We start from the raw sequence: 25,111 nt of genomic DNA, 5'->3' as shown, positions 1-25,111 counted from the left end.
AAAACTGGCACGCCCGCTGCAGTAGATATGTACGGCAGCGGGCTGTTCAATCTGTTGACCCACAGGTTGCCGCTGCCAGCTAACAATAAACGACCCTACACGAAGGAGTTTGCGATGCGTTATGCACATCCCGGCACGCCCGGCGCTTTGGTCACTTTTAAAGCGACCTACGGCAATTTTATTGCGGGCAAATTCACAGAGCCGCTCAGCGGCCAGTATTTTACGAACACCTCGCCTGTTGATGGCAGCGATATTGCGCAGTTTCCGCGTTCTGACGCGCGGGATATCGATTTAGCACTGGACGCTGCTCATCAGGCCGCTGACGCCTGGGGAAAAACCAGCGTGCAACATCGGGCCAATCTGCTGCTGCAGGTGGCCGACTGCATTGAACAAAACCTCGAAATGTTGTCTGTGGCGGAGAGCTGGGACAACGGCAAGCCGATCCGTGAAACCCTCAACGCCGATCTACCGCTGGCGGTGGATCACTTCCGCTACTTCGCCGGTTGTCTGCGTGCGCAGGAAGGCAGCACCGCTGAGATTGATGAAACCACCGTTGCCTATCACTTCCATGAACCGCTGGGCGTGGTCGGGCAGATCATCCCGTGGAACTTCCCGCTGTTAATGGCGGCATGGAAACTGGCTCCGGCGCTGGCGGCGGGTAACTGCGTGGTGCTGAAACCGGCTGAGCAAACCCCGCTGGCAATCACCTTGCTGATGGAGCTGATCGGCGATCTGTTCCCGGCCGGCGTGCTTAACGTGGTGCAGGGCTTTGGCCGTGAAGCCGGTGAAGCGCTGGCCACCAGCAAACGTATCGCCAAAATCGCGTTCACCGGTTCTACGCCAGTGGGCCGTCATATTATGGCGTGCGCGGCTGAAAACATCATTCCGTGTACCGTTGAGCTGGGCGGCAAGTCGCCGAACATCTACTTTGCCGATGTGATGGACGGTGAATCGGACTTTATCGAAAAAGCGGTGGAAGGGCTGGTGCTCGGTTTCTTCAACCAGGGCGAGGTCTGCACTTGTCCGTCGCGTGCGTTGATCCATGAATCGATCTATGAGCCGTTTATGGCGCGGGTGATGGAGAAAGTGGCAAACATCCGTCGGGGCGATCCGCTGGATACCGACACCATGATCGGTGCTCAGGCTTCCCGTCAGCAATTCGACAAAATCCTGTCTTACATCAACATCGCGCGCGACGAAGGGGGGCAAATTCTTACCGGAGGCGATCGCGCCAGCGTCGCTGCCGAACTGGATAACGGATTCTATATCCAGCCAACCCTGATTAAAGGCACCAACCAGATGCGGTGTTTCCAGGAAGAGATTTTTGGGCCGGTTATCGGCATCACCACCTTTAAAGACGAAGCGGAAGCCTTGTCGATTGCCAACGAAACCCAGTTTGGCCTCGGGGCGGGCGTATGGACGCGTGATACCAATCTGGCGTATCGCATGGGACGTGGCATCAAAGCCGGTCGTGTCTGGACCAACTGCTATCACATCTATCCCGCACACGCGGCTTTCGGTGGCTACAAGCAATCGGGCGTGGGACGCGAGACGCACAAGATGGCGCTTAGCGCCTACCAACAAACCAAAAATCTGCTGGTCAGCTATGGCACCGCGCCTTTGGGCCTGTTCTGAGTCTGCATCCGATCAAATGGAGAGTGAAAGATGAATATGCAAATCAAAACCACCATGAAAGCCGCCGTTGTTAAAGCCTTTGGTGAACCGTTAGTGATTGAGCAGGTGCCAGTACCGCAAGTGGGACCGGGTCAGATTCTGGTGAAAATCGCGGCGACTGGGGTGTGCCATACCGACTTACATGCCGCCGAAGGCGACTGGCCGATTAAACCCAATCCCCCGTTTATTCCTGGCCACGAAGGCGTAGGGCAGGTAGTGGCGCTCGGTGAAGGTGTGAAGCATTTAAAACTGGGCGATCGTGTGGGCGTGCCGTGGCTCTATTCCGCATGTGGCCACTGCGAGCACTGTCTGGATAGTTGGGAAACCCTGTGCCTGTCACAGCAGAATGCCGGTTATTCGGTGAACGGCAGTTTCGCAGAATATTGCCTCGCGGATGCGAATTATGTCGGCATCATTCCGGAAAACATCGATTACAACGAAATCGCACCAATTCTGTGTGCCGGCGTGACGGTGTACAAAGGCCTGAAAATGACCGATACCAAGCCAGGCGATTGGGTAGTGGTGTCCGGTATTGGAGGTTTAGGTCATATGGCGGTGCAGTACGCGGTGGCGATGGGACTGAATGTGGCTGCGGTTGATATCGACGATGAGAAGCTGGCGTTTGCTAAGCGGCTTGGTGCCAGTGTGGTAGCGAATGCGAAGAACGTCGATCCCGCAAAAGTGTTCCAGGAAAGTTTTGGCGGCGCGCATGGTGTGCTGGTTACGGCCGTATCACCTAAAGCGTTTGAGCAGGCGATTGGCACCATGCGCCGTGGCGGCACCATGGTGCTGAACGGTCTGCCACCGGGCAAATTTGATTTGTCGATTTTCGATATGGTGCTGGACGGGATTACGGTGCGCGGTTCAATTGTGGGCACGCGTAAAGATCTCCAGGAAGCGTTGGATTTCGCCGGTCGTCACAAAGTGAAAGCCAACGTGGCGGTAGAACCGCTGACCAACATTAACGACATTTTTGCGCGTATGCATGCGGGAAAAATTGAAGGGCGTATCGTGGTGGATATGTCGCTTTAATTAGCGTGATGGTTTGTGGCGGAGCGGTTAATCGCGCCGCCACAGAGTGTGTGACTACTAACTAACAGCTGGCGAGCAGCGCTTCGATTTCGACGCGGCTCGTCACTTTACTGTCGATCTTGATGTAAGCACTTTTCTCTTCCGGCACGATAAATACTGAAGAGACACCCGGCTGCGCTTTTAAACGCTTCTCAAGGTTAGGCACCGCTAATACGGCATCACTGAGTACCATGCGCAGGCTGCTGACGTAAGGCGGCTCCTGCATCGACATAGCCACAAACAGCCAGGCTGCCGCGACAATCGCACCCACCAGAAACACCGTCTGCGCATCAAAGTGACCGAAGATCCAACCGCCCATGCTGCCGCCAATCGCCACGCCAATGAACTGGCTGGTGGAGTAAATGCCCATCGCTGTACCTTTGTAGCCCGGCGGTGATTCTTTACTGATCAGCGAAGGCAGAATGGCTTCCATGAGGTTGAAGGCGAGGAAGAATAGCTGCACGCCAATCACCAGCGTCCAGAAATGACCAGCCGCACCCCACAGTACGATTTCCGCGATAATGATCAGTGCCACGCAGGTAACAAAAACGCGCTTCATGCGGCGTTTCACTTCGGCATAGATGATGAAAGGCACCACCAGAACGAAAGCGACCAGCATGGTGAACAGATAGACTTTCCAGTGTTCAGATGCCGGGAAGCCCGCTTGTTCAAACTGGCCTGGCAAAGCCACAAAACTCGACATCAGCAGGATATGCAGGCAAAGAATACCGATGTTTAATTTCAGGAGTTTAGGGTTGGCTAACACTTCACGAATGCTGGCTTTTACCATGCCGGATTCACGATTCAGCACGTGATTCGGTGCGCTCGGCACCACCAATAGCGTGATAACAATGCCCAGCGAGGCCAGAATAGCGATCATCCAGAACAGTGCATGCAAACCCAGAGCATGGGTGACAATTGGGCCTACCACCATCGCAATAGCAAAGGTCACACCGAAACTGATGCCAATAAACGCCATTGCTTTAGTGCGGTTTTGTTCGCGAGTGAGATCTGAGAGTAGCGCCATGACGGCAGCGGCAATTGCGCCAGAGCCTTGCAAAGCACGACCCAGGATCACGCCCCAGATTGAGGTGGTCATCGCCGCGATAATACTGCCCAGCACGAACACTAACAGCCCGCCAACAATGAGCGGTTTGCGACCGACGCGATCGGACAGCAGACCAAACGGAATCTGGAATACGGCTTGCGCCAGACCATAGATGCCAATTGCCAGACCAATTAAGGTTTCACTGGCTCCCTGCAACGCCATACCGTACGTGGTGAGTACCGGCAGGACCATAAACATTCCCAGCATGCGCAGGGAAAAAACTGTGCCTAAACCCCATGTAGCCCGAAGCTCTACTGGCGTCATTTTATTGTCGTTCATTCCAACCTCTGTAAGTTTATGCCCTTTATACTTCAAGCCGCAGATGCGTTGGCTGCGCACGTTCACCCAGGTCACTTACTTTAGTCAGCTCCCAGGGATTCATGCACTTGCCGCCTTCCTGCATCTCGAATTATTCCGGGCATTTAGCTCTCATTTTAGGGAGCAGGGCAGGGCGGGTAAAACAATTGTTGTTAAGCAGTGGTAACAAAAAGAAAGGGCGCGAAATTCGCGCCCTTTCTGGTGTTGCGGAGCTGTATTACCAGACGTAAGTCAGCAGGTCTTTAGAGGCCGGCGTCATAAAATCAACCGACATCATCACGCTCAATGCTGTGATAGCGACAATCGAGAACACAAACAGTTTACGCGCCCAAACTTTATCGTTTGAGGTTTTGTAACCTGAAAGCGCCATGCCCAACCACCACACACTCACTGCCGCGGCGACCACCAGATACTTGTAACCCGCGTAACCGCCGAGTGTCAGCATCAGCGTAGCAATCATGAACGCCAGGATGTATAGCGTAATATGATTTTTGGCTACCGAGATACCTTTCACGACAGGCAGAACCGGGATGTTAGCCGCCTGATAATCTTTGAAGCGGAAAATCGCAATCGCGTACGAGTGCGGCATCTGCCACAGGCTAAAGATAGCCAATAAGATCAGGGCGCCAGCATCAAACTGGTTGGTCACTGCGCAGTAGCCAATCACTGGCGGTGCTGCACCAGAGAGGCTACCGATCAGCGTGCCATACACGGAGTTGCGTTTCATATACAGGCTATAAATGCCCACATAGACAACGAAGCCCATCACCGCCAGCCACATGGCCAGCGGGTTAGCGCCGAAATACAGCAACGCAAAGCCAGCAATACCCAATGCGGTTGCATAAACCAGGCTTACTTTCGCCGAGATCAGGCCTTTGACCAGAACACGGTTCCGCGTTCTCTCCATTTTGATATCGATATCGCGGTCAATCACATTGTTGAATACACAACCCGATGCGACAACCAGCGAAACGCCCACCAGTGAATAGAGAAACAGGGGGTAATCAATGCTGCCTTTCGAAGCCAGCAAGAATCCACCGATCACAGAAATTAAGTTGCCGAAAATAATTCCTGGTTTTGTTACTTGCAGGTATTGCTTAATCATTACGTGTGACTCTTTAGTCGGCCATCATGTTGTAGTTGAGGTTCCACATGATCCACAGTGAGCCGACAACAACAATCAGAATGATGAGTGCTGAGAAGACTATCGCCACCATGTTCCAGCCACCCTCTGACTTGCTGTCTAAGTGCAGGAAGTAGACCAGGTGCACTAACACCTGAACCACCGCACACACCAGAACCACACCCAGAATCGTGCCGTGTGATGCGCCGCCATCCATTACCATCCAGAACGGAATACCGGTCAGGATGATAGAGAGGATGAAGCCGATCATGTAAGACTTCACGCTACCGTGAGAAGCGCCATGTTCGTTAACTGAATGACTCATTACATGGCTCCCATCAGATAGACAACGGTGAATACGCAGATCCAAACCACATCCAGGAAGTGCCAGAACAAGCTCAGGCACATGATGCGGGTGCGGTTGGTTGCAGTCAGACCACGTTTAGAAATCTGGAACATCATCACTGCCATCCAGATCAGGCCAGAGGTCACGTGCAGACCGTGGGTACCGACCAGCGTAAAGAACGCGGACAGGAAACCACTGCGGTCAGGACCGAAGCCTTCCAGGATCAGGTGATGGAATTCATAGATTTCCATGCCGATGAATCCAGCACCAAACAGGAAGGTCAGAGCCAACCAGCTGATGACTGAACCTTTGTTCTGGTTGTTCATCGCGATCACTGCCATTCCATAAGTAATGGAGCTGAGCAGCAGCAGCGCGGTTTCAACCAGCACAAACGGCAGTTCAAAGATGTCTTTACCTGCCGGACCACCGGCAGTGTTATTGACCATAACTGCATAGGTCGCAAACAGGGTTGCGAAGATAATGCAGTCACTCATCAGGTAGATCCAGAAGCCAAAGACTTTATTGGCTCCTGCATCGTGATGCCCATGCTCCGCATGGGCGTCGTGGTGGTGTTTTGCAGTTTCAGTTGACATTATTTCAGACCTGCTTTGCTGATTTCGTCAAAGTGCTTCTTCTCGATCTGCTCGACTTCAGCAACCGGAACGTAGTAATCCACGTCTTCATCGAAGCTCTTCACAATCCAGGTCACAATTGTGGCCAGGAAGGTAAGGCCAGCCAGCCACCAGATGTGCCAGATCATCGCGAAACCAAACACAGTCATGAAGGCTGCGATAATCAGGGCTGCGCCGCTGTTTTTCGGCATATGAATTTCTTCATATTTTTCTGGTTGCTTATAGGCTTCGCCTTTCTCTTTCATTTCCCAGAACGCATCGCGCTCGTGGATTTCAGGGATAACAGCAAAGTTATAGAACGGAGGCGGTGAAGAGGTTGCCCACTCCAGCGTACGACCACCCCACGGGTCACCGGTCAGATCGCGGTTCTGGTCGCGGTCACGCACAGAAACGTAGAACTGAGTCAGCTGGCACAGGATACCGCATGCAATCAGTGCCGCACCGCCTGCTGCAACAACCAGCAGTGAGTGGAACTGAGGATCGATGTCCTGGCTGATACGACGGGTCATACCCATGAAGCCCAGTGCGTACAGCGGCATGAAGGCAACGAAGAAACCAATGATCCAGAACCAGAATGCACGGATACCCCATTTTTCGTTCAGGGTGAAGCCGAATGCTTTCGGGAACCAGTAGGTCACGCCAGCCATACAACCGAACACCACACCACCGATAATCACGTTATGGAAGTGTGCAATCAGGAACAAGCTGTTGTGCAGAATGAAGTCCGCACCTGGAACGGCCAGCAGAACACCGGTCATACCACCAATAGAGAAGGTGACCAGGAAGCCGATTGTCCACAGCATCGCTGAGTGGAACTCAACGCGACCCTGATACATGGTGAACAGCCAGTTGAAGATTTTCACGCCGGTCGGAATGGCGATAATCATCGTCATAATACCGAAGAAGGCGTTAACGTTGGCGCCGGCACCCATGGTGAAGAAGTGGTGCAGCCAAACGATGAACGACAGAACGGTAATTGCGATGGTCGCCCACACCAGAGAGGTATAACCGAACAGACGCTTTTTGGAGAAGGTTGCAGTGACTTCCGCGAACACACCGAATACCGGCAGAACGAGGATGTATACTTCCGGGTGACCCCAGACCCAAATCAGGTTGACGTACATCATCATGTTACCGCCCATTTCATTGGTGAAGAAATGGAAGCCGAGGTAACGGTCAAGCGTCAACAGTGCCAGCGTGACGGTCAGAACCGGGAACGCAGCGATGATCAGGACGTTGGTACACAGTGATGCCCAGGTGAATACAGGCATCTTGAACAGGTCCATACCCGGTGCACGCATCTTCAGAATGGTCACGAAGAAGTTGATACCGGTCAGTGTCGTACCGATACCGGATAGCTGGAGACTCCAGATCCAATAATCGACCCCGACGCCAGGACTGTATTCCGCGCCCGAAAGCGGTGGATAAGCCAACCAGCCAGTCTGTGCGAACTCGCCCACACCCAGAGAAATGTTCACCAGGATCACACCGATCGCAGTAAACCAGAAGCTCAGGTTGTTCAGGAACGGGAAGGCAACGTCACGTGCACCGATTTGCAGCGGTACCGCGATGTTCATCAGACCTACCACGAAAGGCATCGCCACGAAGAAGATCATGATCACGCCGTGCGCGGTGAAGATCTGGTCGTAGTGGTGCGGTGGTAATATGCCGGCTTCGCCTGCGGAAGCCATCACTTGTTGGGTACGCATCATTACTGCATCGGCAAAGCCGCGCAGCAGCATGACGAAAGCCATGATGATGTACATGATACCCAGTTTTTTGTGGTCAATGGAGGTGAACCATTCTGACCACAGGTATTGCCACTTACCAAAATAAGTAATCGCGGCAACCAGTGCCAGACCACCTAAGATGATTGCGGCTACCGTTACCACGATAATGGGTTCGTGGTATGGCACTGCATCCAGTGTTAATTTTCCGAACATCGTATTATTCCTCGGCTCCCGCAGCAGCGGCGTGATTCATGTCCATGCCTTTGTGCTCTGGCATGTCCATCTTCCCGTGGCTCATCATGAACTTATCAATAACCTGCTTGAACAGTTCTGGATTCGCAGTTGAGAAATATTCCACCGGGTGATTTTCGCTTGGCGCAGCCAGTTTCTCGAAATCATCCATGGTGGTCAGCGCGTTAGGTGCTGCTTTAACTTTAGCCACCCACTGCTGGAATTCCGCATCGTCTTTGGTTGCAATAGCTTTAAACTTCATGCCAGAGAAACCGCGACCACTGAAGTTCGCAGAGATACCGTCGAATGTTCCTGGCTCATTGGCGATCAGGTGCAGTTTAGTCTGCATGCCCGCCATGGCGTAGATCTGGCTACCGAGCGTAGGAATAAAGAAGGAGTTCATTACGGAGTTGGAGGTGATCTTGAAGTTCACCGGAGTATTTGCCGGGAAGGCAATCTGGTTCACGGTTGCAATACCCTGTTCCGGGTAGATAAACAGCCATTTCCAGTCCAGCGCAACCACATCGATCTCAACCGGCTTCACATCAGAGACCAGCGGTTTGCTTGGCTCAAGTGCGTGGGTTGATTTCCAGGTCAGCACGCCGAGGAAGATAATGATCAGGATTGGAATCGTCCAGACCACGGCTTCCACTTTGTTAGAGTGTGACCAGTTAGGGCTATAAGTCGCATTAGTATTGGTTGCCCGATATTTCCAGGCAAAGAATACTGCCATGAAGACTGCCGGGATAACCACGATCATCATCAAGCCAAAAGCTGTCAGAATCAGCGAACGTTGCTCCAGTGCAATCTGTCCTTTGGGATTTAACAACGCACTATCGCAGCCACTGAGTAATACAGCGCCTGCAATTAATGACAAAATCCCCAAACTTTTATTGTATTTCCTGAGTCTCATTTAACGACCTCAATGACAAAGGGCTCTATTGTCGTTTAAGTGTGCGCGCATTTTACGGGAAGGTTTATGCAGTGTAAACCAGCTTAAGGATGTGTCAGAAGGCTGTTGACACCTTTTGCTAAGGGTGTCACAGATGTTGCGCAGGGTGACAAATTATTAATTGCGACAAGCAGTTGGCGTCAATATAACAAAAAACAATGATAGAAACCGCAGAAAAATCAGGGAAAGCATAAACCGTACTATTAATGCCCATTTATTTAACAATTATGTAGCATTTGGGTGATGAGTTTTCTACAAAGTAATTGCGCACCGGATTTAAATATAATCCAGGGTTGTTAATTTAATGTTTCTTTTTCGCGATGAAAAAAATGCTATTCGTTAAAATGAGTTCGTTGTTATTTTTTTAGCCAAATATTTAGCCGCTGGCAAATTATCATTACTTAACTCAGATTTTTTCCCGGCATTTTTCTTAACGCCAGACAATCCAGAATCATACCTAGCGCCACGGCCACCAGCGCTAGTGCCATGCCCCACTCAAAAAGCGGAGTCAGCAAGGCATTGACATGCCAGACGTCAGCCGCATTTAGTGCCAGCAGCACTAACCAGAGCGCCAGCAGGCCACAGCCGGCGCTAAACAGGCGCACTGTCCAGCGATAGCCTTGCGGCCACAGGCTTCGCATGACAAAACGTCCGTCTTGCTGAATGGCTTGCAGAGTGCCGCGGCTGATCCACAACAGCAATAAGCCAGGCACGCCAGCGAACACAGTGAAAGCGTAGAAGGTCGGCCAGCCCCACAGCTCAACCAGCCATCCCGCTGCCGGTCCGACATAGACACGCCCGACGGCAGAAAGCGCCGAGAGCAGCGCGAACTGCGTTGCGGAAAACGACTTATTGCACAATGTCATCAGCAGCGCCACAAACGCGGCGGTGCCCATCCCGCCGCAAAGATTTTCTATGAACACCGCGCTCGCCATGCTCCATAAATGAGGTGGCGTCACGGCCAATAGCCAGTAAGCGAAGTTGGAAACGGCCTGAAGAATGCCGAAAATCATCAGGGCACGGAACAGGCTCAGGCGTTGCATCAGCACACCGCCGTACAGCGCACCAATGATGGTTGCCAGCAATCCCAGCGTTTTATTCACCAGTCCGACATCGCCGGCGCTGAAACCTACACCGCGAATCAGGAAGGTGGTGGTGAGCGACGCAGCAAAAGCATCACCCAGCTTATAAAGGATAATTAAGGTGATCAGCAGCCAGGCATTGTTACGCAGGAAGAAGTCTTTGAGCGGGAACGAAACGGCCTGACGCAGGGTGTGCGGCTCGCGCGCGGGTACTGCGGGCTCTTTGGCCAGCAATGTCGCAATCAAACCTGGCAACATCAACAGTGCCATTAACCAGTAAGTCGCCTGCCATCCCAGATAGCGATCGGCCAGCCACAGCGCCAGTCCGCCTGAAATCAGCATCGCCAGGCGATAACCCAGCACGGTAATTGCCGCGCCGCTGCCCCGTTCTTCTGGCGGTAGCACATCGGTTTTCCAGGCATCAAACACGATATCCTGCGATGCAGAACAGAAGGCAACCAGCACGGCCAGGGCAGCCAGCAGCGTCAGATCGCGCGAAGGCTGCATAAAGCCCATGGCGATAATACCGGCGATCAGTGCGAGTTGAGTGACCAGTAGCCAGCCACGGCGACGGCCAAGAAACGGCGGGGTATAGCGATCCATCATCGGCGACCACAGGAACTTAAACACGTATGCCTGGCCGACAAGGGAGAAGAAACCGATGGTTTTCAGGTCGACATTCTCTACGGTCATCCACGCCTGTAGGGTCCCGGCCGTGAGTGCTAAAGGCAGTCCGGAAGCAAAACCGAGCAGCAGTAATACGGCTGCATTACGTTGGGTGAAAATGCGCAGATAGTGAGAAGTCATAACCAACCTGAAATGATGCCCGTCCAAAGATGACCGGGCAGAATAGCTGAGGAATTAGCGGGCGTTCTGTTTAATAAATTCGTGAACGCTGGTGTCCTGCGCCATATCAGCAATCACGTCGCTCAGGGTAGAGTTGACCGCGTTGGTGATCTTCGCGTTAGTGGCGGTGAATGCGCCTTCTACGCTGTAAGTCTGACGATAGTTTTTAACCTGCTTGTTACCGTTTTTCGCGGTTGCAATGATGGAAATGTCAGCTTTGGTGGTAATGCTGTAACGCACGTTACCTTGTGTCACATCAGCGTAAAGACCATTGACGACAATCTGCAGGTCAACCGCACCGTTTGGTCCGATCATATAACCGCGTGCTGTCATCTGCTTCTCCAGCACTTCCTGTAACAGGAAACGCAGATCGCGCGATGGTGTTAAGGTGACTAACTGACCGTCACGATTCACTTTTGCCAGTGCCTGATCGGAACGCTGATCGGCACCGTTAACGCTGATGGTGGCACCCATCAGACCGGGATCTTGCTGTGGCAGCTGGATCTTAGGCTGAATGTTCAGGGTGGTGTTATTGCTGGCACAGCCGGCTAAAATAAACGCAGCCAGCAGAGGGAATAACAGTTTTTTCAACATACTCATTCTCGTTAGCATATGGGTTGGTTTGCAAAACTGCGGCCATCATAGCATTGCGCGACGGCGAAAAAAGCCCCGTGCCAGTGGAAATTGATTGTAAAGGCTTTTTTCGGACAGGCGCTCATGCAACAGCATTGACCTGACGCATGAGCCCGTTAAGATGCGCAGCAGATCAGGAATTATTTCCGGCGCGCCTGCGGGTTGGGCAAAAAACCTACTAATATTTAAACAGATGGGCACAGCGCTCGCCGTTGAGGAGTGTTAACAATGATTCGCGAACAAATAGAAGAAAAGCTGCGTAAGGCGTTCGAACCTGCACATCTCGAAGTGCATGATGAAAGCTATCGTCATAACGTGCCCGCTGGTTCTGAAAGTCACTTTAAAGTGGTGATTGTCAGCGATGTGTTTACCGGCCAGCGATTCCTGCAGCGTCATCGCGCCATTTATGGCGAATTGACCGAAGAGTTAGCAGGGAGCGTGCACGCACTGGCACTACACACTTACACGCAAAAAGAGTGGGATGGCTTGCAAGATACCGTGCTGGCGTCACCGAACTGTCGTGGAGCGGGTACCCTCGCCTGAGTTCACACTTCATCCTCTCTCAAAACGGCCTGCGGGCCGTTTTCTTTTCATCTATTACCCTCAAACGCGATCCATGGCGCAAAAAAGCAGCAAAACCGCTAAAAAGTGGTGAGTTTGCAGCCTCGACTCATTCCAGCGATGCCGCTATAATGCGGCGTCTATTTTTCCGGAATGTCTTCGGGACGCTTCTGGTGACAGGGATTAGGTTCTGCCTGCAGAGGCCGTCCCGATTGTTGGATACGGCGCATTTAATGTGTGGTGTCTGAAGTTGACCGAGCACGTGATTTTTTGAGGTAACAAGATGACAGTTTCAGTAGAAACCACTCAGGGTCTGGGCCGTCGCATTTCGATTACTGTTGCAGCTGACAGCATCGAAAGCGCAGTGAAGAAAGAACTGGTGGAAGTGGCTAAGAAAGTCCGTATCGACGGTTTCCGTAAAGGCAAAGTGCCGGCAAACATCATTTCTCAGCGCTACGGTGCTTCTGTTCGCCAGGACGTGCTGGGCGAGCTGATGACGCGCAACTTCGTTGACGCCATCATCAAAGAGAAAATCAACCCAGCTGGCGCACCAAACTACGTGCCAGGTGAGTACAAAGAAGGTGAAGATTTCACCTACGCGGTTGAGTTCGAAGTGTATCCTGAAGTTGAGCTGAAAGGCCTGGATGCTATCGAAGTCGAGAAGCCAGTGGTTGAAGTCACCGATGCTGACGTTGATACCATGCTGGAAACCCTGCAGAAGCAGCAGGCGACCTGGAAAGAGAGCGATGCAGCAGCGACTGCTGAAGATCGCGCAACCATCGACTTCTCCGGTTCAGTAGACGGCGAAGAGTTCGAAGGCGGCAAAGCGTCTGACTTCGTACTGGCGATGGGCCAGGGTCGTATGATCCCAGGCTTCGAAGAAGGTGTTGTTGGCCACAAAGCGGGCGAAACCTTCACTATCGACGTGAAATTCCCGGACGATTACCACGCTGAAACCCTTAAAGGGAAAGACGCGAAGTTCGAAATCGTGCTGAAAAAAGTGGAAACTCGCGAGCTGCCAGAACTGACTGAAGAGTTCATCAAGCGCTTTGGCGTTGAAGATGGTTCCGTTGCCGGTCTGCGTGCAGAAGTGCGTAAGAACATGGATCGTGAGCTGAAAGGCGCTATTCGTAACCGCGTAAAATCTCAGGCGATTGATGGTCTGGTTGAAGCCAACGACATCGACGTGCCAGTGGCACTGATCGACAGCGAAATCGACGTTCTGCGTCGTCAGGCTGCTCAGCGTTTTGGTGGCAACGAGAAGCAAGCTTTCGAACTGCCACGTGAGTTGTTCGAAGAGCAGGCTAAACGTCGCGTTGTTGTCGGTCTGCTGCTGGGCGAAGTAATTCGCATCAACGAGCTGAAAGCTGACGAAGACCGCGTTAAAGCGCTGATCGAAGAGATGGCTTCTGCATACGAAGATCCGCAGGAAGTGATCGAGTTCTACAGCAAGAACAACGAGCTGATGAACAACATGCGCAACGTTGCACTGGAAGAGCAGGCTGTTGAAGCGGTTCTGGCGAAAGCCAAAGTGACCGATAAAGCAACCAACTTCCAGGAACTGATGAACCAGACCTCAGCGGCCTGATTCGTTAGTTAACCGAAAGTGCGAAGCCCGCGACTGAAAAGTCGCGGGCTTTTTCGTTTTAAGGCGCTAATCGCACAGATTTGTCCTCTATTTGCCTAATTAATCGGCAAATTGTTCGCTAAGCTCTTTTTCCGTGTTAGCGAATGGGCAAAAGGTTGTTATGCTTGAAACAACTGGGCAGCATCCCCAGATACAGGGAGAATGCATGAAAACAGTGAGACTGGCTGATTAACCGTCCTGTTATGTCGGAGTGAGAAGGCAGCGCATAGTTTTCCCGACGCGCCTCACGTAATATCGGTACAGAATGTTGCCAATGAAATTTATCAGGAGACGGTAATGTCATACAGTGGCGATCGTGAATTTACTGCACCGCACATGGCGCTGGTGCCAATGGTGGTCGAACAAACCTCGCGCGGCGAGCGTTCATACGACATTTACTCCCGCCTGCTCAAAGAGCGTGTGATCTTCCTGACTGGCCAGGTTGAAGATCATATGGCCAACCTGATCGTGGCGCAGATGCTGTTTCTGGAAGCTGAGAATCCTGAAAAAGACATTTATCTCTACATTAACTCGCCAGGCGGCGTGATTACTGCCGGGATGTCGATTTATGACACTATGAAATTTATCAAGCCGGACGTCAGCACCATTTGTATGGGTCAGGCTTGTTCGATGGGTGCGTTCCTGCTGACTGCAGGTACCAAAGGTAAGCGCTTCTGCCTGCCGAATTCCCGCGTCATGATTCACCAGCCGCTGGGCGGTTATCAGGGCCAGGCGACGGATATCGAAATCCATGCGCGTGAAATTCTGAAAGTGAAGCAGCGTATGAATGAGTTGATGGCTGAACATACCGGCAAATCACTGGAAGAGATCGAACGCGACACTGAGCGCGATCGTTTCCTCTCTGCCAGCGAAGCGGTAGAGTATGGCTTGGTCGATTCCATCCTGACGCATCGCCAATAAGACACATCTGGCTGCCCCTTACGCTATAGTTAACGGGGCAGCACGATGAGTTGCATGAATATCGGCCGTTGATGTGCGGCCAGTGCCGTACACCAAATTGGGTCTGAGAACGAAAAGAGGTTAGCTGATGACAGATAAGCGCAAAGACGGTTCAGGTAAGTTGCTGTACTGCTCTTTCTGCGGCAAAAGCCAGCATGAAGTCCGTAAGCTGATTGCCGGGCCGTCAGTGTATATTTGCGACGAATGTGTTGATTTATGCAACGACATCATTCGCGAAGAGATTAAAGAAGTGGCTCCGCACCGTGAGCGCAGTGCACTGCCGACACCGCATGAAATCCGTCATCATTTAGATGATTACGTCATCGGTCAGGAAAGGGCGAAAAAAGTGCTGGCGGTAGCGGTCTATAACCACTACAAACGTCTGCGCAACGGCGATACCAGTAATGGAATCGAACTGGGCAAAAGTAACATTCTGCTGATCGGTCCAACCGGTAGCGGTAAAACCTTGCTGGCTGAAACCCTGGCGCGTTTGCTGGATGTTCCGTTCACCATGGCGGATGCCACTACCCTGACCGAAGCCGGTTATGTGGGTGAGGATGTGGAAAACATCATCCAGAAATTGCTGCAGAAGTGTGATTACGATGTGCAGAAAGCACAGCGCGGTATCGTTTATATCGATGAAATCGATAAGATTTCTCGTAAGTCAGATAACCCGTCAATCACGCGTGACGTATCCGGTGAAGGCGTACAGCAGGCGTTGCTGAAGCTTATCGAAGGTACCGTTGCCGCGGTTCCGCCGCAGGGTGGACGTAAGCATCCACAGCAGGAGTTCCTGCAGGTTGATACGTCTAAGATCCTGTTCATTTGTGGTGGTGCTTTTGCTGGCCTCGACAAAGTGATTTCCCAGCGCGTGGAAACCGGATCCGGTATCGGCTTCGGCGCTACGGTGAAAGGTAAATCGCAAAAAGCCAGCGAAGGCGAGTTGCTGTCGCAGGTTGAGCCAGAAGATCTGATCAAATTTGGTCTGATTCCAGAATTCATTGGTCGTCTGCCGGTGGTGGCGACGCTGAGTGAATTGAGTGAAGAAGCCCTGATTCAGATTCTGCGCGAACCGAAGAATGCGTTGACCAAACAGTACCAGGCTCTGTTTAACCTTGAAGGTGTGGAGCTGGAGTTCCGTGATGAAGCGCTGACGGCGATCGCTAAGAAAGCGATGTCACGCAAAACCGGCGCGCGTGGTCTGCGTTCTATCGTAGAAGGTGCGCTGCTGGAAACCATGTACGATCTGCCATCGATGGATGACGTGGAAAAAGTGGTGATTGATGAGTCAGTGATTGACGGTCAATCCGAGCCGATGTTGATTTATGGTAAGCACGAAGCTCAGGCTTCTGGCGAATAAATAAACAATCTAACCATGTTGTTATCTTAAAAAAGGGGAAAATGTTTCCCCTTTTGTTTTTCTCTCTCCCCTGACATTGAATGTCGACCAAGCATCCCCATATACTCAATATCCTGTGGGTTGAACTGCAAACTTCTTTTACGCGGTACCCATCACCTGGCGGACATTAAACTAAGAGAGAGCTCTATGAATCCTGAGCGTTCTGAACGCATTGAAATCCCCGTGTTGCCTTTGCGCGACGTGGTGGTTTATCCGCACATGGTAATTCCGTTGTTTGTTGGTCGGGAAAAATCGATTCGTTGCCTCGAAGCGGCAATGGATCATGACAAGAAGATCATGCTGGTTGCCCAGAAAGAGGCTTCAACGGATGAACCTGGTATTAACGATCTCTTCTCTGTAGGGACCGTCGCTTCCGTATTGCAGATGCTCAAGCTGCCCGATGGCACGGTGAAAGTGCTGGTTGAAGGCTTGCAGCGTGCGCACATCACAACACTGGCTGATAATGGTGACCATTTTGTTGCCCAGGCCGAATACCTGATCTCGCCAGAAATTGAAGAGCGCGAGCAGGAAGTGCTGGTGCGTACGGCGATTAATCAGTTTGAAGGCTACATCAAACTGAATAAAAAAATTCCTCCTGAGGTTTTGACCTCACTGAACAGCATCGACGATGCGGCGCGTCTCGCCGACACCGTGGCAGCGCATATGCCGCTGAAGCTGGCTGATAAGCAGTCAGTGCTGGAAATGTCCGACATCAACGAACGTCTTGAATATCTGATGGCGATGATGGAATCCGAAATCGATCTGCTGCAGGTTGAGAAGCGCATTCGCAATCGCGTGAAAAAGCAGATGGAGAAAAGCCAGCGTGAGTACTATCTGAATGAGCAAATGAAAGCCATTCAGAAAGAGCTGGGCGAAATGGATGATGCGCCGGACGAATACGAAGCGCTGAAACGTAAAATTGAAGCGGCAAAAATGCCGACTGAAGCGCGCGAAAAAGCCGAAGCAGAACTGCAGAAGCTGAAAATGATGTCGCCGATGTCTGCAGAAGCCACCGTGGTACGCGGTTATATCGACTGGATGGTTCAGGTTCCGTGGGTCGCGCGCAGCAAAGTGAAAAAAGACCTGCTGAAGGCGCAGGAAACGCTGGATACCGATCATTACGGTCTGGAACGCGTGAAAGACCGCATTCTTGAGTATCTTGCGGTGCAGAGTCGCGTTAGCAAAATTAAGGGCCCAATTCTGTGCCTCGTCGGACCGCCAGGCGTGGGTAAAACCTCGCTGGGTCAGTCGATCGCGAAAGCCACCGGTCGTAAATATGTGCGTATGGCGTTGGGCGGTGTACGTGATGAAGCGGAAATCCGTGGACATCGCCGTACTTACATCGGTTCTATGCCGGGCAAACTGATCCAGAAAATGGCGAAAGTTGGCGTGAAGAACCCGCTGTTCCTGCTGGATGAGATCGATAAGATGTCGTCCGATATGCGTGGCGATCCGGCTTCGGCACTGCTTGAAGTGCTGGATCCAGAGCAGAACATTGCGTTCAACGATCACTATCTGGAAGTGGATTACGATCTCTCCGATGTGATGTTTGTGGCGACCTCCAACTCCATGAACATCCCGGCACCGCTGCTGGATCGTATGGAAGTGATTCGTCTCTCGGGTTATACCGAAGATGAAAAACTGAATATTGCCAAACAGCACTTACTGCCGAAACAGATTGAGCGTAATGCACTGAAAGAAAAAGAGATCAGTGTTGACGATAGCGCCATCATCGGCATTATTCGCTACTACACCCGTGAAGCGGGCGTGCGTAGTCTGGAACGTGAACTCTCCAAGCTGTGCCGTAAAGCAGTGAAAACGCTGCTGATGGACAAAAGTAAGAAGAGCATCAAGATTAATGGTGAAAACCTTCACGACTTCCTGGGCGTGCAGCGCTTTGATTATGGTCGAGCGGACACTGAAAACCGCGTAGGTCAGGTCACCGGTCTGGCATGGACGGAAGTGGGGGGCGATCTGCTGACCATTGAAACCGCCTGTGTACCGGGTAAAGGCAAACTGACTTACACCGGCTCACTGGGTGAAGTGATGCAGGAGTCTATCCAGGCTGCGCTGACAGTGGTTCGCGCACGTGCGGAGAAGCTCGGCATCAACGGGGATTTCCATGAGAAACGTGACATCCACGTGCACGTGCCGGAAGGGGCAACGCCGAAAGATGGTCCAAGTGCTGGTATAGCCATGTGTACGGCGCTGGTTTCTTGTCTGACCGGAAATCCGGTGCGCTCTGATGTGGCGATGACAGGTGAGATCACTCTGCGCGGTCAGGTGCTGCCAATTGGTGGTCTGAAAGAGAAGCTGCTGGCCGCGCATCGCGGTGGCATCAAAACCGTGTTAATCCCGGATGAAAATAAGCGCGATCTGGAAGAGATTCCACAGAACGTGATTGCCGATCTGACCATCCATCCTGTGAAGCGTATTGAAGAAGTGCTGAACCTGGCACTGGAAAATGCGCCTTACGGCATGCAGGTTGCGACGGCAAAATAGTGATTAACGGCAAAAACCGTTAAAAAGCGAAGCTGGCAGGCCAAATGGTGCTTGCCAGCTTTTTTTTGTGCCGCTAATTTAGGGGGCTGTTGAATCAACGATTAAGATGAATACCGTTGTTTCAGCTCCACAGGCTTGATATAACTGGCTGCGCGTTCGCACCGGGCGGGAAGCGCGGGTGCGATGTGAATAATAAAAGAGGGGATGAATAGAGTGAATAAGTCACAGTTGATCGACAAAATTGCTGCAGACGCTGACATTTCTAAAGCAGCAGCGGGACGTGTGTTAGATGCATTCATGGGCTCCGTTTCTGACGCGCTGAAAGGCGGTGATGAAGTGGCACTGGTTGGTTTCGGTACTTTCTCTGTACGTGAGCGTGCTGCTCGTACAGGCCGTAACCCGCAAACCGGTAAAGAGATCACCATCCCGGCTGGTAAAGTTCCGGGCTTCCGTGCAGGTAAAGCACTGAAAGACTCAGTCAATTAATGACCGCTGACACATCCATTGAAGCATTTTCTTCTATGGATTGAGGACGAAAAAGCCGTTCTCATGTAACATACGGGCACATCATTTTTGATGTGCCTTTTTTATTCTTGATGCGCGGCGATGGCCACAGGCTATTGTCTCCGCATGGTTGCCAACTGCCAGCCTGAACAGCAGTTGCACGATGATGACATCGTGTCAGAGCTTTACATTCACACTACAGCGGAGTGTTGTCATACCATGATGGACAATTTACGCGCGGCGTCGAATCATGTCGTGCTCAAGATCATTCTGGGGTTGATCATCCTGTCTTTCGTACTGACCGGGGTGGGCAACTACCTGATCGGCGGTGGCAGCGATTATGCCGCCAAAGTTAATGGCCATGAAATTAGCCGTGCAGAGCTTGAGCAGGGCTTTAACAACGAGCGTAATCGTCAGCAGCAGATGCTGGGCGATCAATTCTCGCAGCTGGCCAGCAACGAAGGTTACATGCAGCAGATGCGTCAGCAGGCGCTGTCTCAGCTGATTGATCAGGCGTTGCTTGATCAATACATCAAAGATCTGAAGATTGGCATTAGCGATGATCAGATCAAGCAGGCGATCTTCAATCAAAAAGCTTTCCAGACTAACGGCAAGTTTGATAACGCGAAATACAACGGCTTAATCACTCAGATGGGCTTTACGCCGGATCAGTACGCGGCGGCGCTGCGTAAGCAGTTGGCCACTCAGCAGTTGATCAATGCGATCGCTAATACCGATTTCATGCTGAAAGGTGAAACCAGCAAGCTGGTAGACCTGGTCTCGCAGCAGCGTGAAATTCGTCAGGCGGTGATTGATGTTAACGCGCTGGCAGCGAAACAAACGGCCAGTGATGATGAGATCAATCAGTATTACCAGCAGCATCAGAACAGCTTCATGGCACCTGAGCAGTTCCGCGTCAGCTACATCAAAATGGATGCTGCCAGCATGCAGGAAACCGTGAGCGAAGCGGACATTCAGAGTTGGTTCGATCAACACAAAGCTGACTACTCACAGCCGCAGCGCAATCGCTACAGCTTGATTCAGACCAAAACTGAAGCGGATGCCAATGCCGTTCTGGAAGCGCTGAAGAAGGGTGAAGACTTCGCTACGCTGGCAAAAAGCAAATCCATTGACCCAATTTCGGCACGCAAAGGCGGCGATATGGGTTGGCTGGAGCCGGGTACCACGCCGGATGAGCTGAAAAATGCCAACCTGACGCAGAAAGGCCAACTGTCTGGCGTGATCAAATCTTCAGTCGGTTTCCTGGTGGTACGTCTGGATGATATCCAGGCCGAGCAGATTAAGCCGCTGGCTGAGATCCATGACGCCGTTGCTGACAAGGTGAAGCAGGAAAAAGCAGTCGACGCCTTTTACAAGCTGCAGCAGAAAGTCAGTGAAGCGGCCAGCAATGACAACGAGTCGCTGGCGGGTGCGGCACAGGCTTCCGGTCTGAAAGTCACGGAAACCGGCTGGATCACGCGTGATAATGTTCCGGCTGAACTCGATTTCGATCAGGTCAAGCAGGCGATCTTCAACGGTGGACTGGTGGGCCAAAACGGTGCGCCGGGTAATAACTCTGACATCATCAGCGTCGATGGCGATCGTGCATTCGTGCTGCGCATCAGTGAGCACAAGCCTGAAGCCGTGAAACCGCTGGACCAGGTGAAAGCGCAGATTGCCGACACGCTGAAGCATGACAAAGCCACACAGCAGGCTAAAGCGCAGGCCGATAAGCTGCTGGTTGATCTGAAAGCCGGTAAAGAAGATGCGCTGAAAGCGGCAGGCTTGACCCTGAGCGCCAGCAAATCCTTTGATCGTAATGCACAAGATCCGGTTGCGCAGTCTGCCTTTAACTTGCCACAACCCGCGGAGAACAAACCGTCCTGGGGCGTGAGCGAAGATATGCAGGGCAACGTGGTGCTGGTCGCACTGGATAAAGTCAGCCCGGGTAATATGCCGCAGGCGCAGATTGATGAGATGGTGAAAGGCGTGACGCAGAATAACGCACAGATTGCGTTTGAAGCGCTGCTGGAAAACCTGCGCAAAGACGCGAAAATCAAATACGGCGCGGCTGTACAAAACCAGTAAGCCTCACAAAAAATGTGAATCCGCTGCAACACTCAAAGGCCGCTTCTGCGGCCTTTTCCATTTCTGAAATTGCCCTTTTGAGCCTGAAAACACGCTGTGACACTCTGCTGTGGCTGTCAAACACAAGGAGAAACACAGCATGGTGAAATCAACTTTTCGCGCTCTATGTATCACGCTGGCGCTGGGTGGCGCACTCTATACCACCGGACTGTCTGCGGCCGAAAGCCCCAGCGAAACGCAGGCGACGCAAGTATCCTCGCCGCAAGAGGGACAGGTCAGCATCAATCAAGCCAGCGCTGAACAGCTCGCAGCCGCAATGAACGGCATCGGCCTGAAGAAAGCTCAGGCGATTGTCAGTTACCGCGAGCAATATGGTCCGTTTACCGCCATCGATCAGCTTAAGGAAATACCGGGCATCGGCAATGCGCTGGTCGAACGTAACAGCGATCGCCTGAAACTGTGAGGCGGGTCGCGACTTTGAAGGATTGATAAAGCACCCAATCAGGCTGTGCTATGCTCAACAGGTCATACCAGTTAGTATTCACAGTCTGAACAGGAGCAACAATGCAAACCACCATCAAAGTACGCGGCTATCATCTGGACGTTTATCAGCATGTGAACAACGCACGCTATCTCGAATTTCTGGAAGAGGCGCGCTGGCAATGGCTGGAGGATGTCGATGCTTTTCACTGGCTGATGGATCAGAAGCTGGCGTTTGTGGTGGTCAATATCAATATTAACTATCGTCGTCCGGCGGTGCTGGGCGACGTATTACATATTGAGAGCGAAGTGTCACAGTTGAATGGCAAAAGCGGCATTATTTCGCAGCGCGTGCTGCTGGCGGGTGATAACACCGTGGTGGCAGACGCCGCGTTAACTTTCGTCTGCATCGATTTGCGTACGCAAAAAGCGGTACCGATGGAAGGGGAGCTGCGCGACCGTTTGTCGGCATTGATGGTAGAAAGCCATTAACAGCGGAGCGAGCTGGCGTCAGAAACGCCAGCCAGCTAAACCGCTTAATAAGTTCCAGCCAGCGAAGCCGCTTAATAAGTTCCAGCTAGTTAAGTAGCCCAATGAGTTGCAGCGAACGAAGACGCTCAAACAGTTCCTGCTAGCGAAGCAGCTCAATTATTTCCTGCTAGCGAATCAGCTAAACCCTCCCAACCAGCCAGGCCGCGCAATCACTGCGAGCCACCGATTTAGCGCAATCAGTTAAGGCCGCTTTTTTGTTTCATCGCTGCCATGACGGCTGAAGCATTAGCCTGATAATCCGCCAACCCGCGCGCGCGCAGATGGCAAGCCGCGCATTCACCACAGCCATCGCCTTTCACACCGTTATAACAGGTCAGGGTTTCCGCCCGCACCAGTGGCAACTGTTGCCAGTAATCGGCCAGCGCCCAGGTTTCCGCTTTATTCAGCCACATCAGTGGCGTTTCGAAGCGAACGTTGCGCGCCATACCGAGACTCACGGCATTGTTGAGCGCTTTAACGAACTCATCGCGGCAATCAGGGTAGCCGGAGAAATCTGTTTCGCAGACACCGGTAATCACCGCCTCGGCTTCCACCTGATAGGCGTAGATAGAGGCTAAGGTCAGGAACAGAATATTGCGGCCCGGCACAAAAGTGCTCGGCAACCCGCTGGCGTCAGGATCGTAAGTGGGCACTGGAATGTTATCGCGCGTCAGGCTGCTGACTGCCAGCTCATTGAGCAGCGTCACATCCAGTACTTTGTGTGCACGCGCCCCCAGTTTGTGCGCCAGTTCTGCCGCGACTTCAATCTCTTCGCGATGGCGCTGACCATAATCGAAGGTGACACAGTGCACTTCATCATACTGCTGCAGTGCCTGAATCAAGCAGGTGGTGGAATCTTGTCCGCCACTGAATACGACAACGGCTCGTTTCATCTCAATTTCCCCAAAAATCAGTGCGTCTATGGTACTGGCTCGGGCGCGGGCTGAACAGCCCCTGCGGTTGCGGGCGGTGGAATCCAGGCGCGGGTGAAATCAAACCAGCCCAATGTATTGAGCTGGATGCCTTCAACGCCGGGCGGGGCAAACACCTGATAGCGATAGTTAAACAGCGGCAACAGATGTCCGTCACCCATCAGCTGCTGGAACAATTGCTGTGTTAATGCTGCGCGTTGCTCTGGGTCGGGCTGATGGGCGATAGCGATGAGTGGCGCTTGTAGTACCGGGGCACGTAAGGGAGTCCATACGGGATCGTTCTCCAGCCAGTTCACCAGGGTAAACAGCGGCGCATCGCCAATTAACCGGTCACCCATCACCACATCGGCATCGCTCAGGTCGATATCGTCACGCCAGTTTTTCACATCATGAAAAACGCAGGTTAATTCGCAGCCCTGATGGGCCAGCAAAGGCACCAGCGCCTGCGCCATCACATGCAGTTCGATAGGAAGATGGTAGTGCAGTGTGAGTTTTTCGGGCAGCTTGACGGTGGTCATCCCGGCAGAGGGAACGGGCCAACCGGGCAGCAACTCCTTGCTCGCGGTAATCAAGCCTTCATCCAACGGTAACTGCTGAATCACGCCACTGTGTTGTATTAATGCAATCAGTGTTGTTGCCTGAGCAGCAGTGAAACTGGCGGAAATGCGCGGTGCCAGATAACAGAAGCCGAGGCTGATGCTGTGATCGACCGGGCGCAATGCGTCCAGCTCGTCAGGATCACCAATGGCGATTTGCACCGGGTGGCGGCAGCTGGTGCCGAGACCATGGGCAAACAGCTGTGGAGTAATCCAGTATTCCACCCGCTGAATCAGCGGTCGTTGCAGATGCCAGCGGGCATGACTTTCCAGGCGAACCAGCTCATCGGTGAAATGGGTCAGCTTCCAGGGGCCACTGCCTATATCCACTGCATCAGGATGTGGCAGCAGGCAGTATTGATGTGCCAGACGCTGCGGCAGCCAGTAGTCGCTCTGACGCAATTGAATACGCAGAGCCAGCGGATGTGGCGCCTCGATGCGTTCGATAGAGGCCAGCAGGCGGCTGCCGCGCACGGTTTGCATAATCTGCTGTAACTGAGCAACCAGCTGCGCAGCTTGAATTGGCTCATCGTTGTGCCAGCTGAGCTGAGGTCGTAACCAGAAATACCAGTCACAGCCGCTGCCATCATGTTGCCAGTGATGCGCAAGATCGCCTTCTACATCGTCGCCATTAAAGCGCGTCAGGCCAGAGAAAATCTGCCGTACCAGGTGCTGCTCAGCCCTTCCGGTCAGACGCAGCGGCCGCAGCGGCTCCATCGCGCGATAATAGGGAATACGCAGTACCGGTGCCTGGTTCTGCCATTGGCCGCCCATCAGCGGTCGCAGCATTTTCACCAGCCGCTCAGGATGAAGATCCAATACCTGCAACGCTTGTATCGCTTCGCCCGCTTCCAGTTGCTGGGTTAGCAGCTGTTGGCGAAGTTGTTCAGGTGAGATCAGAAATGTCAGTTCGCCTTGTTTTCCCCGGCCGGACTCGCCGCGCCAGTGCAGCCAGCCTGCATCCTGCCACTGGCGTAATAAGGTACGTACATGGCGCTCACTGCAAAAACAGTGTTGTGCCATGGAGGCTACGCTCAAACGCAGAGGCTCGCCCTGGCTGAGTTGCCATAGGCGCTGAAATTGATTAACCCGATGAAGTTGGCGCATGGCTAAACCCGGAACAGTTTCCTGAAAGTATTCACTATTAGTTCCGTAATTACCAGGCGATAGTAGATTCCTCACTCA

21 protein-coding genes are annotated in these 25,111 nt (G+C 52.5%); 11 read left to right on the top strand and 10 right to left on the bottom strand.

Features of this window, described 5'->3' with window-relative positions; genetic code table 11:
• Positions 1-114 precede the first annotated feature (114 nt).
• Together exaC and adhP are read left to right on the top strand one after the other, a co-directional pair.
• Positions 115-1,635 carry an acetaldehyde dehydrogenase ExaC gene (gene exaC / locus CRO33_RS06355; protein ID WP_097117493.1) on the top strand — a complete coding sequence of 507 codons (1,521 nt, stop codon included), beginning with the start codon at positions 115-117 and terminating at the stop codon, positions 1,633-1,635.
• Between the two features lie 30 nt (positions 1,636-1,665).
• The gene (adhP, locus tag CRO33_RS06350; RefSeq protein WP_034831060.1) at positions 1,666-2,706 is read left to right on the top strand and encodes an alcohol dehydrogenase AdhP; all 1,041 of its coding nucleotides are present in this window, start codon (positions 1,666-1,668) and stop codon (positions 2,704-2,706) included.
• Positions 2,707-2,767: 61 nt separating this feature from the next.
• On the opposite strand, the gene CRO33_RS06345 is transcribed toward adhP, so the two are convergent.
• The 8 genes from CRO33_RS06345 to CRO33_RS06310 all read right to left on the bottom strand — a co-directional run bounded on the left by CRO33_RS06345 (position 2,768) and on the right by CRO33_RS06310 (position 11,707).
• The gene (locus CRO33_RS06345; RefSeq protein WP_097117492.1) at positions 2,768-4,132 is read right to left on the bottom strand and encodes an MFS transporter; all 1,365 of its coding nucleotides are present in this window, start codon (positions 4,130-4,132) and stop codon (positions 2,768-2,770) included.
• A 256-nt stretch (positions 4,133-4,388) separates the two neighbouring features.
• Positions 4,389-5,276 carry a heme o synthase gene (gene cyoE, locus CRO33_RS06340; RefSeq protein WP_034828090.1) on the bottom strand — a complete coding sequence of 296 codons (888 nt, stop codon included), beginning with the start codon at positions 5,274-5,276 and terminating at the stop codon, positions 4,389-4,391.
• A gap of 13 nt (positions 5,277-5,289) precedes the next feature.
• Positions 5,290-5,619, bottom strand: coding sequence for a cytochrome o ubiquinol oxidase subunit IV (locus CRO33_RS06335; RefSeq protein WP_034828092.1), 330 nt, complete (start codon positions 5,617-5,619; stop codon positions 5,290-5,292).
• On the bottom strand, positions 5,619-6,233 hold the full coding sequence (locus CRO33_RS06330) for a cytochrome o ubiquinol oxidase subunit III (RefSeq protein ID WP_038648564.1): 615 nt from the start codon (positions 6,231-6,233) through the stop codon (positions 5,619-5,621). The genes CRO33_RS06335 and CRO33_RS06330 overlap by 1 nt, the downstream gene beginning before the upstream one ends.
• Positions 6,233-8,215: a cytochrome o ubiquinol oxidase subunit I gene (gene cyoB / locus CRO33_RS06325; RefSeq protein WP_034828096.1), complete on the bottom strand. Its 1,983-nt coding sequence runs from the start codon at positions 8,213-8,215 to the stop codon at positions 6,233-6,235. Before cyoB ends, CRO33_RS06330 begins: the two co-directional genes overlap by 1 nt.
• A 4-nt stretch (positions 8,216-8,219) precedes the next feature.
• A complete protein-coding gene (gene cyoA / locus CRO33_RS06320) occupies positions 8,220-9,146 on the bottom strand; it encodes a cytochrome o ubiquinol oxidase subunit II (protein ID WP_034828097.1) in 927 nt (308 codons plus the stop codon).
• Between the two features lie 440 nt (positions 9,147-9,586).
• Entirely contained in the window at positions 9,587-11,074 is a 1,488-nt protein-coding gene (ampG, locus tag CRO33_RS06315; RefSeq protein WP_097117491.1) for a muropeptide MFS transporter AmpG, read from the bottom strand.
• A 54-nt stretch (positions 11,075-11,128) separates the two neighbouring features.
• Entirely contained in the window at positions 11,129-11,707 is a 579-nt protein-coding gene (locus tag CRO33_RS06310; protein WP_034828101.1) for a lipoprotein, read from the bottom strand.
• Between the two features lie 267 nt (positions 11,708-11,974).
• Between CRO33_RS06310 and bolA the strand changes: the two genes are divergently transcribed.
• The 9 genes from bolA (at position 11,975) to CRO33_RS06265 (ending at position 22,359) form a co-directional block, all read left to right on the top strand.
• On the top strand, positions 11,975-12,289 hold the full coding sequence (gene bolA / locus CRO33_RS06305; RefSeq protein WP_034828103.1) for a transcriptional regulator BolA: 315 nt from the start codon (positions 11,975-11,977) through the stop codon (positions 12,287-12,289).
• Between the two features lie 301 nt (positions 12,290-12,590).
• On the top strand, positions 12,591-13,895 hold the full coding sequence (gene tig, locus CRO33_RS06300) for a trigger factor (protein WP_045833927.1): 1,305 nt from the start codon (positions 12,591-12,593) through the stop codon (positions 13,893-13,895).
• Positions 13,896-14,231: 336 nt separating this feature from the next.
• Complete coding sequence (clpP, locus tag CRO33_RS06295) at positions 14,232-14,855, top strand: ATP-dependent Clp endopeptidase proteolytic subunit ClpP (RefSeq protein ID WP_008103933.1); 624 nt, start codon at positions 14,232-14,234, stop codon at positions 14,853-14,855.
• 127 nt (positions 14,856-14,982) lie between these two features.
• On the top strand, positions 14,983-16,254 hold the full coding sequence (gene clpX / locus CRO33_RS06290) for an ATP-dependent protease ATP-binding subunit ClpX (protein WP_034828109.1): 1,272 nt from the start codon (positions 14,983-14,985) through the stop codon (positions 16,252-16,254).
• 186 nt (positions 16,255-16,440) lie between these two features.
• The gene (lon, locus tag CRO33_RS06285; RefSeq protein ID WP_034828111.1) at positions 16,441-18,795 is read left to right on the top strand and encodes an endopeptidase La; all 2,355 of its coding nucleotides are present in this window, start codon (positions 16,441-16,443) and stop codon (positions 18,793-18,795) included.
• 213 nt (positions 18,796-19,008) lie between these two features.
• Entirely contained in the window at positions 19,009-19,281 is a 273-nt protein-coding gene (hupB, locus tag CRO33_RS06280) for a nucleoid-associated protein HU-beta (RefSeq protein ID WP_034828113.1), read from the top strand.
• Between the two features lie 237 nt (positions 19,282-19,518).
• Positions 19,519-21,387, top strand: coding sequence for a peptidylprolyl isomerase (ppiD, locus tag CRO33_RS06275; protein ID WP_097117593.1), 1,869 nt, complete (start codon positions 19,519-19,521; stop codon positions 21,385-21,387).
• A 139-nt stretch (positions 21,388-21,526) separates the two neighbouring features.
• Positions 21,527-21,850, top strand: a complete 324-nt coding sequence (locus CRO33_RS06270) for a ComEA family DNA-binding protein (RefSeq protein ID WP_034828115.1) — start codon at positions 21,527-21,529, stop codon at positions 21,848-21,850.
• Between the two features lie 101 nt (positions 21,851-21,951).
• Positions 21,952-22,359 carry an acyl-CoA thioesterase gene (locus tag CRO33_RS06265; RefSeq protein WP_058962233.1) on the top strand — a complete coding sequence of 136 codons (408 nt, stop codon included), beginning with the start codon at positions 21,952-21,954 and terminating at the stop codon, positions 22,357-22,359.
• A gap of 236 nt (positions 22,360-22,595) precedes the next feature.
• Here CRO33_RS06265 and queC read toward each other — a convergent pair whose 3' ends face one another.
• Positions 22,596-23,291, bottom strand: coding sequence for a 7-cyano-7-deazaguanine synthase QueC (gene queC / locus CRO33_RS06260; RefSeq protein WP_058962234.1), 696 nt, complete (start codon positions 23,289-23,291; stop codon positions 22,596-22,598).
• Positions 23,292-23,317: 26 nt separating this feature from the next.
• A complete protein-coding gene (locus CRO33_RS06255) occupies positions 23,318-25,033 on the bottom strand; it encodes an SgrR family transcriptional regulator (protein ID WP_097117490.1) in 1,716 nt (571 codons plus the stop codon).
• Positions 25,034-25,111 lie beyond the last annotated feature (78 nt).

The sequence above is a fragment of the Pantoea sp. GL120224-02 genome, assembly GCF_900215395.1.
GTDB classification, from domain to species: Bacteria; Pseudomonadota; Gammaproteobacteria; order Enterobacterales; family Enterobacteriaceae; genus Pantoea; species Pantoea communis.
This window is presented reverse-complemented; position numbering and strand designations above follow the sequence as displayed.

Coding starts and splice junctions, on each gene's coding strand:
- cyoA (WP_034828097.1), bottom strand. CDS start 9,146: ATGAGACTCAGGAAATACAATAAAAGTTTGGGGATTTTGTCATTAATT.
- clpX (WP_034828109.1), top strand. CDS start 14,983: ATGACAGATAAGCGCAAAGACGGTTCAGGTAAGTTGCTGTACTGCTCT.
- cyoE (WP_034828090.1), bottom strand. CDS start 5,276: ATGATTAAGCAATACCTGCAAGTAACAAAACCAGGAATTATTTTCGGC.
- cyoB (WP_034828096.1), bottom strand. CDS start 8,215: ATGTTCGGAAAATTAACACTGGATGCAGTGCCATACCACGAACCCATT.
- CRO33_RS06330 (WP_038648564.1), bottom strand. CDS start 6,233: ATGTCAACTGAAACTGCAAAACACCACCACGACGCCCATGCGGAGCAT.
- CRO33_RS06255 (WP_097117490.1), bottom strand. CDS start 25,033: ATGCGCCAACTTCATCGGGTTAATCAATTTCAGCGCCTATGGCAACTC.
- bolA (WP_034828103.1), top strand. CDS start 11,975: ATGATTCGCGAACAAATAGAAGAAAAGCTGCGTAAGGCGTTCGAACCT.
- queC (WP_058962234.1), bottom strand. CDS start 23,291: ATGAAACGAGCCGTTGTCGTATTCAGTGGCGGACAAGATTCCACCACC.
- CRO33_RS06335 (WP_034828092.1), bottom strand. CDS start 5,619: ATGAGTCATTCAGTTAACGAACATGGCGCTTCTCACGGTAGCGTGAAG.
- CRO33_RS06270 (WP_034828115.1), top strand. CDS start 21,527: ATGGTGAAATCAACTTTTCGCGCTCTATGTATCACGCTGGCGCTGGGT.
- adhP (WP_034831060.1), top strand. CDS start 1,666: ATGAATATGCAAATCAAAACCACCATGAAAGCCGCCGTTGTTAAAGCC.
- clpP (WP_008103933.1), top strand. CDS start 14,232: ATGTCATACAGTGGCGATCGTGAATTTACTGCACCGCACATGGCGCTG.
- lon (WP_034828111.1), top strand. CDS start 16,441: ATGAATCCTGAGCGTTCTGAACGCATTGAAATCCCCGTGTTGCCTTTG.
- tig (WP_045833927.1), top strand. CDS start 12,591: ATGACAGTTTCAGTAGAAACCACTCAGGGTCTGGGCCGTCGCATTTCG.
- CRO33_RS06310 (WP_034828101.1), bottom strand. CDS start 11,707: ATGTTGAAAAAACTGTTATTCCCTCTGCTGGCTGCGTTTATTTTAGCC.
- CRO33_RS06345 (WP_097117492.1), bottom strand. CDS start 4,132: ATGAACGACAATAAAATGACGCCAGTAGAGCTTCGGGCTACATGGGGT.
- ppiD (WP_097117593.1), top strand. CDS start 19,519: ATGATGGACAATTTACGCGCGGCGTCGAATCATGTCGTGCTCAAGATC.
- CRO33_RS06265 (WP_058962233.1), top strand. CDS start 21,952: ATGCAAACCACCATCAAAGTACGCGGCTATCATCTGGACGTTTATCAG.
- exaC (WP_097117493.1), top strand. CDS start 115: ATGCGTTATGCACATCCCGGCACGCCCGGCGCTTTGGTCACTTTTAAA.
- ampG (WP_097117491.1), bottom strand. CDS start 11,074: ATGACTTCTCACTATCTGCGCATTTTCACCCAACGTAATGCAGCCGTA.